Origin of the sequence: Proteus penneri, assembly GCF_022369495.1 — a bacterium.
Taxonomy (GTDB): domain Bacteria; phylum Pseudomonadota; class Gammaproteobacteria; order Enterobacterales; family Enterobacteriaceae; genus Proteus; species Proteus penneri.
Genome location: NZ_CP059690.1, coordinates 471,571 through 484,919 on the forward strand (window position 1 = coordinate 471,571; position 13,349 = coordinate 484,919).

Here is a 13,349-nt window from a genome sequence, read left to right on the forward strand (position 1 = left end):
ATCTTTATTTCAATACTAATTAGATTAATCTTTTGATCAAAACTCGCTGCTACTAATAAAAGATTAATAACGCAATATTTAACTTTCCAACTGAATTACAGTTTATCATATTGATTAATATTGAAGATCTTGGTTTTTGATACTCTTTTTTTGGTTAAAAATAAAGCAATATAATAATTAATTATAATTTAATAAATAATAATTGAATCTTTTATAGGATAGCTATTCTAAGTGAATAGTTTGTATAAAGTGATATTGTTTTATTTTAACGAGGAATATATGCGTGTTGATTTTGTAGAAAGATATAAATGGTTTCTACTTTTTATTTTTATATTTTTAACTTATTTCATTCCTCTCGAAACTCGACTGCTCTGGCAACCAGATGAGATCCGCTATGCTGAAATTAGTCGAGAAATGCTTGTATCAGGTAATTGGTCTGTACCTTATATGCTGGATATTCGCTATTTTGAAAAGCCAGTGTTGGGGTATTGGCTTAACAGTATTGCACAATGGTTATTTGGTGAGGGGAATTTTTCTGTTCGTATTGTCGTTGTCACTTCAACTTTATTAACTGGCTTATTTGTTTATCGTGCCGCTATGCTAGTTTGGCATAATCGTAATTTGGCGTTTAATGCACTAGTGGTCTTTTTATCCTCGTTTCTGGTATTAGCTATTGGTACCTACAATATTCTTGATCCTATAGTGACAATGTTTGTCACTATTGCGATGTATTATTTTTTAAGAGGATTATCTGCACAGAATAGAAAACCAAAAATCAGTGCTTATATTTTAGTTGGTGTCTTCTGTGGATTAGGTTTTTTAACTAAAGGTTTTATTGCTGTTGTATTACCTGCATTAGTTTTTGTTGTAACTGCAATTAGCTTATCTCGTTTTAAAGAAGTCCTTTGTTATGCACTAATCGCGCTTATTTCTATGCTTATTATTGCTGGTCCATGGGTTATTTCGGTTGCACTTCAAGCTTCTGATTATTGGCACTATTTCTTTTGGATTGAGCATGTTCAACGCTTTGTTGAAAAGGGGTCTGCAAGATCACAACCTATGTGGTTTTATTTACCTATTATTATTTTAGGTATTTTGCCTTGGTTAGGATTCTTATTTGGGGCTATTAAATCAGCTATTTTATTGAAAAAAGGGACGCTTTATTTTTCATTTTGGTTCTTTCTATTTTTTTCTTTTTTTTCTGCCTCTAGCGGTAAGTTATTAACCTATATGTTACCTTGTTTTGTGCCACTTTCTATCTTGATTGCACATTACATAGAAGAGCTAAGAAATGAACAAAATGAAAAAATTCATAATATTAATGCAATTATAAATACTGTTTTTGGGCTTGTCGGCATTTCTATTATTATTTATTCACTTTTCTCTACACGATTTACGTTATATGAAACAAATGAGCAATATAAAGCATTGCTGGGTATTGTTGGTTTTTTATGTTGGAGTGTGATGGGAATTGCTTCATTCTTTAAACCTACTCGGTTACTGACTTTATTTTGCTCAATAGGATTAAGTCTAGTAATTGGATATGTTATTCCTCATAAAATAGAAAGCAAAAGCACCCCTGAAAAGGAAATTAATCATTATTATAATGAGTTAGCAAATAAGCCTTATATTTTAACTGATGAAGTTGGGATTGGAACGTCTTTAGCATGGGGGTTAAAACGCACTGATATTCGTTTAACAGAGACGAAAGGAGAGTTAGCTTATGGTCTAGCATATCCTGATGTGCAAAATAAATATTATGATATTAAGCAGCTAGTTAACTTAATTGAAGCGAATAACTACCAAGGGATTGCAATTGTTTTGGTTCGTCCAGAGCGGAAAGATATATTATCTATTATAAGCCAGTTAAAGGTAAAACCTATCGTAGAAAAGCAGGGTGATTTAACATTTGTTTTCTTTAATTAACTGATTTTAAAATTATTTCTTTCTTTAAATGCGGTTATAAAAGAGTAAATAAATTTAACTTTAAAAATGACATTGATTTGATTTTTTGTGTTGTTTTTATGTGATCAAAGTCCAAAAATGGATTTTGTTGAAAAATATATTTTGCTCTTTGGGGTTTTAATGATAGGTTTAAAATGTGTCCATTAAATCGGAGTTAGCTAAGCATTATATGACAAGTCACTTTACTTTATCAGAGCCCCCGCCCAAACAGAATGTACTTATGAATGGGGGTAATTTATGCTGATTTTCCTAGCTGAGTGTTTTATCGGTCTGGCATCAATTGCTCTTACTCACCGTGTACTAACGTTGTACGGTAATAAAAAGAAGTGATGATACCCGCTAGCTAAAATAAGTAATTAACGATTACTTATAACTAAAAGTCCTATATCTATCCACGATCTAGGACTTTTATAATTATACTCATATCTGTTATCAAAGATAATTAACAATTCTATTGAAAATAGTCTTCAATTAATTTTATTTTTTCAATATCTAATGTATTAGTATATTGATGCAATAATGCCCAAGCCTGAATGTAATCATATTTAGCTTTAATTAAATCTTGTTGAGAACGATATAATAATTCTTCAGCATTAAGAACATCAACCATTGTTCTTTGTCCGCCAATATAACTTTTTTGAGTTGCATCTAATTGCAATTTAGCAGAGGAAACGGATTGCTCATAGGCATTCAATTTAATATTACTGGTTGTACATATTTGGTATTGATGACGTAATTCTTGCGTGATTTTCTGGATGATTGCATCTCTTTCAAAAGCACTCATCTGATACAAGGCAGTAGATTGGCGCATTGAGGCTGTTGTTTTTCCGCCATTAAGTAAAGGCAAGCTGACATAAAATCCAACGTTTGCTGATTGATATTTTTGATTTACGGTATTATTGCTATCAGAATCACTATTAGAATAAGAAGCATAGAGTTGCACTGTTGGGAAAAATTCACCTCTATTTTTTTCTATTTCTTGTTTTGCTATTGCCATTTCATAACGAGCGGTTTGAATATTGAGGTTGTTTTGCATAGCCTCATTTTCCCATGATTCATAATTATTGGGTGTGATTGGTTGTAATATAAAACTATTATTATTTAATTTTGCTATATGTTCAGCATCAGGTAGTGGTGTACCAATCATTGAACTTAGTTTATTTTTAGCGTTATCTAATTCAAGCTGGATATCTGTATATTGCGATTGAGTTAAATATAATCGTGTTTGGATCTCTGAAATATCTGTTTTTGTTCCTTCTCCTAATTCGAATAAACGCTGGCTTGATATTAGCTGTTGTTTATAAATTTCTTGCTGTGATAGATTTAATAATAATTTATCCTGCGCATAAGCCAATTCTATATAATTATCCACTAATCTGATCACTAGTTCGGAAAATTTAACTTGATAACGACTGTCTGATAATAATGTTTTGATTATTGATGATTTGTAATCACTAAATGCCGTGTAATCAAAGAGTGGTTGGCTAATAATGGCACTGACAGAATGGCTTTGGTAATTTTGATATTCTATTCTTTCCATTTCTCCTTTACTTGTATTAATAGGATAAACTTTTCGTTGCCAATTTCGTGGGTTATTTTGATAATTGACATGTACGCTTGGGAGTAATTGAGATAATCCAATATTTTCATACTCTTTACCTGCAATCTGCTCTTTAATCGCAGCATTAAATGTAGGATCATTTTTTATTGCTAAGAAATAAAGATCAGACAGAGTGATCGCAAAAGCGTGAAAACTTAGCATCCATATAAATAAAATGGCAGAGAGTTTTTTTATTCGCATTATTATTCTTCCGTCAATGAAGTGTGGATCCTATCTAAAACAGGCTTGAAGAGATAATTTAGTAATGAGCGATCGCCTGTGTTAATGAATACATCAACTGGCATTCCTGCCTTTAATTTATTTTTATCGTCTGTAAGGAGGTCATTATCTTTAACATTAATAAATACTTGGTAATAAGGTTCTGTTGTTCTTTCATCAATCAGTCTATCTGCTGAAATTAATGTTACCTCTCCAGGAATTTTAGGTGTTGTATTTTGATTGAATGCACTAAACATTAAATCAACAGGAAGACCAAGAGTAACTTTATCAATAAGGTGAGGGGCTAAGCGTGCCTCAATAATTAATTGATGATCTTGAGGAACGATATCCATTAATGTTTGACCTGTTCTTACAACACCACCTTGAGTAAAAACAGATAAATCCATTACTATTCCCGAAATAGGCGCAGTAATTTGCATCTTTTTTAGTTTATCTATTTCAATGATAAGTTGTTTTTCTGTTTCACTTATTTGTAACTGAACTTGGTTAAGTTCAGTACGAGCTGATTGGTAAAAATTAGCATTACGCTGCGATATTTTTTGCTGATATTCCAATTTTTGTTTTTCTAATGTACTTATTTGCCCATATGTATCATTAAGATGGTTATTATTTTCAGCGAGTTCTCGCTCAATTTCTTGATAACGATGACGAGGAATATAGCCTTCATTAGCAAGTATGTATAAATCTTTGATTTGAGTTTTTAAACTATTGATTTGATGCTGTTTATTTATCGTAGATTTTTTTAAATGAATTAAACGATTAGAAATACCATCAATAATTGCATTATAGCCATTTATTTCACTATGCAATTCAATATACTTTTCATTAAGTAATTTATTTTGTAGCTGGGATAATTTATTTAAATTCTCTGAATGAGAATAATATTTTTCATTAGGATCTAAGATAAATTCTGTTTTTTCATTTAATTGAGCATATAAGCGTTGTTGAGTAACCAGTAAATTATCATATTGTTCTGATAAGGATTTTACTAAGGCTTTTGATTGAATAGGGCTTAATTGAATAAGAGTTTGCCCTTCAATTACGCTATCGCCATTCTTCACTAAAATGTCAGTAATAATACCTTCTACTGAAGCTTGAACACTCTTTTTATTACCTGAAATTGAAACATTACCTTTCGTAGATACGCCTTTATCTAAAGGTGCAAAGGCAGCCCAAAAAATAAAAATAGCAAGACCTAAAAGAATAACTGACCATCCTATTATTAAGAATTTTCTAGGATCATCTGAAATACCATGAACAATATCGATTTCATTTTTTTTTGTGATCATAATAATCTTCTCAATATTAAATATTGCTTTGTGTAATAGGTGTGGTTGTCGGCGTACTTTTGATTACTGATGATTTATTTAACTCTGCAATAACTGCTGTTGTAGAGCCAAATAATTTGGTGTGACCATCGAACAGAACTAAGAGTTTATTGGTTACTGAGAGCAATTGTTTTTGATGAGTAATTAATATAACGGTTTTTTTATTTTTTTTAAGTATTTGAATTGCTTGTATTAAAGCTTTAATGCCTAAATCATCTAAATTAGAATTGGGTTCATCTAAAACGACTAGAGCAGGATCACCATACAATGCTCGAGCTAATGCAATACGTTGTTGTTGTCCTCCTGACAATCCTTCGCCATGAGCGCCAATAACGGTTTCATAGCCATCAGGAAAACGTAAAATCATTTCATGAACATTTGCCATCATTGCAGCTTGAGTGACTTTCTGAGGATCTATTTCAGAAAATCGGGCAATATTTTCGGCAATTGTACCGGGAAAAAGGGCGATTTCTTGAGGAAGGTATCCAATATATTGTCCAACTTCACTTTTATTCCATTGATATATATCTGCATTATCAAGACGTATGTCTCCAGTTTTAACTTCCCATATTCCAACAATAAATTTAGCTAAAGAGGATTTTCCTGAAGCACTAGGGCCAATAATGCCAAGTACATCACTGGGACTTAGTGAAAAATGAATATTATTTAATAGCGTGCGTTCTGTTTGAGGGTATTGAGCTTGTTTAATATTTACTGTTAATTCGCCTTTAGGAGCAGGTAGCGCCATTTTTTTATTTTCTTCCGGATACGTTTTTAATAGTGTGGTTAGCCTTTTGTATGCTTCTTTACTACTATCCCAGTTTTTCCATACACCAATAACTTGTTCGATTGGCGCTAAAGCACGACCTAGTAGTATTGATCCAGCGATCATCATTCCTGGGCTAATTGTATTATCTATTGCTAGCCATCCACCAAATCCTAGCATTAAAGATTGCAGTGCCATTCGAGTCACTTTTGTTATTGCATTAACACCAGCTGCACTATCACTTGCATGAGTTTGTGCCTGTAGATATTTAAAGTGAGTAATTTGCCATTGATTACGTAAATAACCCAACATTCCCATTGCTTCAATAGGCTGTGGATGTTCAAAATGATGACCTTGTATTACTTGTGCTTGATTAGCAAACTCATTGGCTTTTTTTAATGATGATCGAGATAAATATTCATTTAGAATTGCCAAAGAAAATAAAATGACTGCACCACATAATGCAAATAATCCTAACCATGGATTAAATAATGCAATAACAAGAAGATAAATAGGGAACCATGGTAAATCAAAAAAAGTAAAAATGGCGTGACTTGTAATAAATTGCCTAATAGTCACTAAGTCATTAAATGCTAAAGAAGAATTAATTCCGGGGGTTTTGTTTAATTTTGCTTGATATGCAGCAGTATAAATTCTTGAGCTTAAGGATAAATCAAGTTTATTACTCATTCTAATGACAATAATACTTCTTAAGTATTCTAATCCTCCCATAAAAATAAATAATGCTAACATAATAAGTGTCAGCATTAATAAAGTCATTTCATTACCTGAAGGTAATACTCGATCGTAAACTTGTAACATATAAATGGAAGGAACTAACATTAAAATATTTATTAAGGCTGTAAATATTCCAATGGAAAAAAATACTTTCTTTCTCTCTTTTATAATATTGGTTATTTCATTATAGTTTTCGCTTACTGACATAATGTTATTCCTGATTTTATTCCTATCTGTTTTATTGTTATTTACTGCATTTCTTCTATCAACACGGAGTGATAACTCTATCTTTTTTTTAATAAGATAATATAAAAATAACTCCTTATAGTTAAAAGAATGGTAGGAGAAATGTCTTTCTCCTACTCGATGATAAATTAAACAATAAAGTCAGTTTCGTAATTAACAAATCCTACAATGTCAATTTTGAAATCAGGGCTATATCCATAACCATAAGCGTTAATAGCGAGTTCGCTTGAGTTTGTTGATTGATCATATTTAACGGTTGCTTCACCCGAGCGACCTGTAAAATTGTCAACAAAATTAAGGAATTTATGGCTAAAGGTATTTTCGATTAATTCTGATAAATCAATCTTATCAATACCCGATTTGAAGTCCATTATCTTGTCAGCAGCAGAGGCAAGAGAGTCGGAGATCTCTTTATAAACAAAGGTATTGCTACCTGTATCGCCCCATAATGTATCTTGACCACCGCCACCATACAGTATGTCGTTACCACCGCCACCGATGAGAATATTATCAGCATCATTTCCATAGATAATATCATTACCAGAGCCACCGATTGCATTTTCTATTGTAACACCTTGTGCAATCGAAACGTTTTTCTGTAGGCCGCCAACATCAGAGAAATGACCCTCACGTAAATCAATAATTTGATCTTGATAAAATCCTGAGAAGTCGAAAGTATCGTTACCACTGCTATCCCAAACTGAGAATATTAATTTATCATTACTGCTTGTTGCAGTGTAATAATCAATACCTGTATTTGAGTTGAAACCGTAAACATCATCACCTGTTCTGGTCGTTGTATTTGCGCCATAAAGGTATTGCATTGCTGAAATATCATGAAGTAGAGGAGCACCCGCATAAGCACCTTGGAAATGTGCGCCCGTTTCATATTCATCCCAATAGCTCATCACTGTATATTGGCGACTATCTTCAGCGTAATCAGATTTTAAATAACCAGGTACATTTTGGCCTGCGTTATAATCACCAGGATGCATTAAACCAAGTGTATGACCAATTTCATGGATAATAGTTAAACGACCATAATTACCTAATTCAGGTGTTGTGTTACCTGCATAATAATAGTCACTAAACCAAGCTTGGCCTGAAAGATCACGGCCATAACTATAGGTATTTGGCAAAGTTGCATAAGCTTGGAATTGACCATAAGGATCAGTAATATTTCCAAAAGTAATATCTGATTTTGTGCCTGGTGCTACTTCTGTAAATTTGATATTTGCAATATCAGACCATGCATCTAAAGATTGTCTTGCATGATCTTTTTGTGTTGAATTAAACCCATAGGGATTTTTATCACCAAAATCATTAAATTTTTTACCAGCCCAAGTTGGAAATGAATATGTCACTTCTGCTGCTTGCCCAATAATATATTTCCCATTCCATGTGGAATTTTCGCGTGCAATATGTTTTCCTGCGGTATCATAATCAAAAGAAGGAAGAGTCTTAGCTGAGAAATTATAAAAAATTCCACTTTTATCTAATAAATCGGAAACATTAGATAATCCTACTGCTTTTTTTAATAAAGAAGAACCCATAATATCCTCCGGATATCAAGTTTAGGTTAAGTTTATTTTCATATTGAAAATAGTTTTATTATCTGGTGAATGCCAGCGATAATAAAGATAGCCACTTATTGATATTAATCTAGAGGGGGAAAATATGTTTTTAAATAATTGTGAAGTGAGGTGTGTTTTAAGTCAGAATAATTTAATGATGTAAATAAATCCAAAGTTATATTTTCTACAGCGATTTTTTTTATTGTTATTATTATTTTGGATAAGAAAATTTTATACCTTTATAGAATATCCTATATTTTATAAAGTATTTGTTTATAACTGAAGTAATTTACTATATTAATTGATAATTACTCATCAAGTAATATAGTAAATAATAGAAATGGTTAATTAACAGAATAAATCTTCATATTCGTATTTTCCTATGAGGTAAATATTTAAATATTTAGGTGTTAATGTTTCTGTTGTATTTATTTTTAAATTTGTAATGTTATTATTATTGTCATAATAAAGTTTACCTTCATTGTTATTTAGATGATTAGAGTTAACAATATTAATTTTTTCTATAAAACTACGATCATCTGTTTTTTTATAAAAAAATAATTTATCAATACCTGATTCAAAATCAGTAATTATATTTGAGGAATCATTATCTTGAGTATTAAAACTAAAAGTATCATAACCTGTACCACCTTTTAATGTGTTATTACCCATTCCAGGATCTAAATGATCATTGCCTTCACCGCCATTAAGTTCGTCATCACCGTCACCACCAAATAAAACGTCATCACCCAACCCGCCATCAAGAATATTATCTCCCTCAGAATCCCAAAGATAATCATCTCCTTGTCCACCATATAGGTGATCGTTGCCATCAGAATCCACTAGAACATCATTATCTTGCTCTCCATATAAGTAATCATTACCTTTTTCTCCATAAAGATGATCATTTCCTTGTCCACCATATAAAATATCATTGCCTCCTTTACCATATAAAGTGTCCTCACCGAGTTTACCAAAGAGGCGGTTATTAGCATCATTTCCAGATATAATATCTGTTTGACTACCGCCTATTGCGTTTTCAATAACAGCATCATAGGCAATAGAAATATTTGCACGTAGTCCTCCTACATCAGAAAAGCTCCCTTCATTCAGATCTATTTTTTGGTCAACGGTATATTTTGAAAAATCTAATGTATCTATTCCACCAGTATCCCAAATACATGCAACAATTTTATCTTCAGATGTTTTTAATGAATAATAGTCTTTTTTTGTATTAGAATTAAAACCATAAATGGTATTACCAATGCGTGTAGCTTTATTCTGTCCATATGTTTCTTGAATAGCGAAAATATCCATTAACTGTGGTGTTAAAGGATCCATACCTTTAAAATCGGCATGTTCATATTTAGGTACGCTATATGCCATTACTGAATATTTGTGGCTGTTTTCTTCACAATTAATTGATTCTTTACGCTTGAATGTATGATGTAGACCAAGAGCATGGCCTATTTCATGATTAATTGTTCGCTGAAAATCGAGTTTATCTTCAAATATATTTTTTGTATTATTAATATGAGACCAAGCATTACTGTTTTTCATGATTAAATAATAGTCATCAATTTCTTCAACCACATGATAAATAATATTTGCTGTAGATTTAAATTGATTTACTCTTATTTGTTGCTCTGGAGTTATTTCTGATTTACGAATATATTCAATATCATCCATTTTAGACATGTTTATCCAAATTTGCCCATTACTACTATAATCTTCAGCTTTCTCTATTTTATTCTTTTTTTTATACTTATAGTACATATTGTATGGAGAATAGGCAAATCCGTTCGTTGAATAGCTTTTATAATTTGCGAGCTCATTAATATTATTATACAGACCAAATTTAATATCTGTATCTTGTTCTCTACTTACTTCAATAAATTTAATATTCGCAACTTCTTCCCATTGCTGGAGTTTTTCTCTAACTAAATCTTTTCCTTTTTCTGTAAATGTTGTAATTGTTGTATATTTGTTACCTCTTAATGCAGACCAGTTAGGAAAGCTATAGGTTATTTCAGTATAACCCTTTTCAATATTATAATTTTCCCATTTACCAGTATATTTATTGGTTTTCATTATATTGTAAATATAATTAAATTGAGGTGATGTATATTTTAAATACTTATTCATAATTAATACTCCTTTATTATTTGAACGGCGGGTAGTTTATCAATAACCTGCTAAATACCTTTCAAAAAAAGAAATATTTAAAATTATTTTGAAGCTAATTAATCTTGTGAATTGGTGTTTCAATGAAAGGTGATAAAATTTATCATTATGTAATTCTCTATTTATGTATTTACATCACAGGCTTATTTAATGAGTAATTTATATGGTTTCATTGATTTTATGGATTAATAAATGTTAGTCAATGGATAATAGTGAATAATAAAAAAGTGCTGTTATATCCATTAACAGCACTTTTTGTTTTTTTATTGTTAATTTTTACTGCTTTAACCCTGGTGAGGTTACCTGCTAAAAGCAGGTTTATTGATATAGACTAACTTTTTACTGCAAACTACTTTTATTTACTTCATTGTGAGGAAGGTGATTCTTTTTATTTTTGGTTTAATTTAAACTATCTGAACTGACGCCTTATTATTGTGCCGTTACTTTACCCTGGTACTTTGTGCATTTGGGAGCCAATTATAAATATGCCTTACATACCTAGAGAAAAAATAGATTACCAATCCATTGGATATCGCTTGCGTGCTTACCGTATAGCCTCTTCATTAAAAGCTGAAGATGTGGCTGAAAGCTTGGGTATTTCTCGTGCTGCTGTATATCGGTTAGAAAAAGGCGAAATTGTTAAAATTGAAACACTTGATAATCTTGCTAAATTATTAAATACCTCGTTAACCAGTTTGTTGGGTATTAATACTGAATATTATTCAAGTGCAAATGGCTTTTTTGAACGAATGCGCCAACTTGAAACTCAATCTTCACATATTTACACTCACTTCGAACCTTTCTCTTACTTATTAACTTCAGATTGTTATGACAAAACATTGGTTGAAATGCTAACTGAGGCATCACCTTTAAACCTTTTGTCTGAGAAACAACAAGAAGTTTTGTCTATTTTAAAAGAGCGTAAGAAACATCAGTCCTTACATTCACCTCATATTTATAACCTTATTAGTCAACAACAAATTGAGAAATTTCTTTATGTTGGCATGTTAGGTTCGGTTAATTTAACTAAAACACTTCAACAAGAAAGAAAAGAACGAGCAAAAAATGAAATTCTTCATTTAATTGAAAAGTTAGAACAAAAAAATAGTTATCTTAATATTGCAATCATTTCAGATACTATGCCGTCTTTAACTTTCCAATTATTCTATCAAGATAAAGTACCGCTTTCTTTAGCTGTTAGCCCGTTCCGCTTAGGTGAATTCCCTAATGTCAGTACGGGCATTGCCACTGTAACCTCTTCAACTGAGGCGATATTTCAATATCAATCTCTTTTTGATAAATTATGGTTAAAAGCGACCAAAGGGAGTGATGCAATTAACCTTTTAAAACAAATAGTCAGTCATTATTGATTTGCTAATGTACCTAATGTTTCTGCTAATAAATCTGCAGCGACAGCAATATCACTAAATTCGGTAAATTCATCTGGGTGATGACTAATACCAGCAACTGAAGGTGTAAAGATCATTGCTGTTGGATAAAGTGGCGCTATATTCATTGAGTCATGACCTGCGCCACTTAGCATTGTCATATAGCTGATATCGTGTTTTTGGCACAAACTTTCAATAACTTGGCAAATTGAATCATCTAATTTTACTGGCGATTCAGCAGAAATCGGTTGAACGTCAATAGCGACACCAAAATCTTTTTCTGCTTTTTCAACACTATTATTTAGGCGCTGTACAACACGTTGAATACTTTCTATATCAATACCTCGAATATCAACCGAAAATTTTACTTGTCCAGGAATGACGTTCATGGAGTTCGGGATAACATTGAGTTTACCCACTGTACCTACTGTGCCATAAACGGATTCAGTACATGCTGCACGGTTAATATCGGTAATAATCCCAGCGCTTGCTACTAGAGCATCTTGACGTTGATACATTGGCGTTGCACCAGAGTGATCCGCATGACCATTAACAGTAACTGAAAAACGTGTTGGTGCTGCAATACCGTTGACAATACCAATAGTTTTTTTGTCATTTTTAAGGCGTTTACCTTGTTCAATATGAAGCTCAACAAAGGCACTAAAACGATCTTTTGTGATTAAGCAATTATCAAAATTATCATGCTGATAACCTAAAGATTTTAGCACTTCAAAGAAGTTATTACCGTCATCATCTCTATTTTGTTCCCAACGAGCTTTATCTATTTTTCCTGTTAATACTTTACTGCCAATACACGAAAAGCCAAAACGACTAGATTCTTCTGCGCGGAAAACAACTAGTTCAAGGTCACGTTTAAGTTGTTGTGGTTTGTATTGCATTAAGGCATAAAATCCTGCGATAACACCTAAAGCTCCATCATAAGCGCCACCTTGAGGAACGGTATCAAGATGAGATCCTGTACCTACTGCCGGTAATGAGCGATCTTGACCTGGTAATCGTGCGTAAAGTGTACCAATACCATCACGATAAACTTCAAGACCCGCTTCTTTCATTAAACTAGCAAGATACAGATGTGCGGCTTCATCTTCTTCGCTATAGGCAATGCGAGTGATCCCCTTGCCACTGTTATCTTTTTTATAAATTTGCATTGTCTCGATTAATGCTTTCATATCATCAATCGAATAATGAGTTGCTGTATCTTGTTTAGTCATAAGGTAATTCTCCCGTGGTTTCTGTAATATCACTTTGTCTAAAAAATGAGACAATTTGAGGATTAAAAAAGCCATCTTCAAAGATGGT

At 32.0% G+C, this 13,349-nt stretch carries 8 protein-coding genes; 2 read left to right on the plus strand and 6 right to left on the minus strand.

Annotated features, from left to right (window positions below):
- Positions 1-279 precede the first annotated feature (279 nt).
- The gene (arnT, locus tag H1225_RS02010) at positions 280-1,926 is read left to right on the plus strand and encodes a lipid IV(A) 4-amino-4-deoxy-L-arabinosyltransferase (protein ID WP_115065130.1); all 1,647 of its coding nucleotides are present in this window, start codon (positions 280-282) and stop codon (positions 1,924-1,926) included.
- Positions 1,927-2,416: 490 nt separating this feature from the next.
- Here the strand turns inward: arnT and H1225_RS02015 are convergent, their stop codons facing one another.
- The 5 genes from H1225_RS02015 to H1225_RS02035 form a co-directional block, all read right to left on the minus strand.
- Positions 2,417-3,766 carry a TolC family outer membrane protein gene (locus H1225_RS02015; protein WP_239452127.1) on the minus strand — a complete coding sequence of 450 codons (1,350 nt, stop codon included), beginning with the start codon at positions 3,764-3,766 and terminating at the stop codon, positions 2,417-2,419.
- Positions 3,767-3,768: 2 nt separating this feature from the next.
- A complete protein-coding gene (locus H1225_RS02020) occupies positions 3,769-5,094 on the minus strand; it encodes an HlyD family type I secretion periplasmic adaptor subunit (protein WP_161725137.1) in 1,326 nt (441 codons plus the stop codon).
- A 16-nt stretch (positions 5,095-5,110) separates the two neighbouring features.
- Positions 5,111-6,844, minus strand: a complete 1,734-nt coding sequence (locus tag H1225_RS02025) for a type I secretion system permease/ATPase (RefSeq protein WP_161725140.1) — start codon at positions 6,842-6,844, stop codon at positions 5,111-5,113.
- Positions 6,845-7,011: 167 nt separating this feature from the next.
- On the minus strand, positions 7,012-8,436 hold the full coding sequence (locus tag H1225_RS02030; RefSeq protein ID WP_239739412.1) for a ZapA family metalloprotease: 1,425 nt from the start codon (positions 8,434-8,436) through the stop codon (positions 7,012-7,014).
- Positions 8,437-8,805: 369 nt separating this feature from the next.
- Complete coding sequence (locus H1225_RS02035) at positions 8,806-10,602, minus strand: M10 family metallopeptidase C-terminal domain-containing protein (RefSeq protein ID WP_239739414.1); 1,797 nt, start codon at positions 10,600-10,602, stop codon at positions 8,806-8,808.
- Positions 10,603-11,126: 524 nt separating this feature from the next.
- On the opposite strand from H1225_RS02035, the gene H1225_RS02040 reads away from it, so the two are divergent.
- The gene (locus H1225_RS02040) at positions 11,127-12,011 is read left to right on the plus strand and encodes a helix-turn-helix domain-containing protein (RefSeq protein ID WP_109399214.1); all 885 of its coding nucleotides are present in this window, start codon (positions 11,127-11,129) and stop codon (positions 12,009-12,011) included.
- Here the strand turns inward: H1225_RS02040 and H1225_RS02045 are convergent.
- Positions 12,005-13,261: a Zn-dependent hydrolase gene (locus tag H1225_RS02045; protein ID WP_239739415.1), complete on the minus strand. Its 1,257-nt coding sequence runs from the start codon at positions 13,259-13,261 to the stop codon at positions 12,005-12,007. The two genes, H1225_RS02040 and H1225_RS02045, sit on opposite strands and share 7 nt — an antisense overlap.
- Positions 13,262-13,349 lie beyond the last annotated feature (88 nt).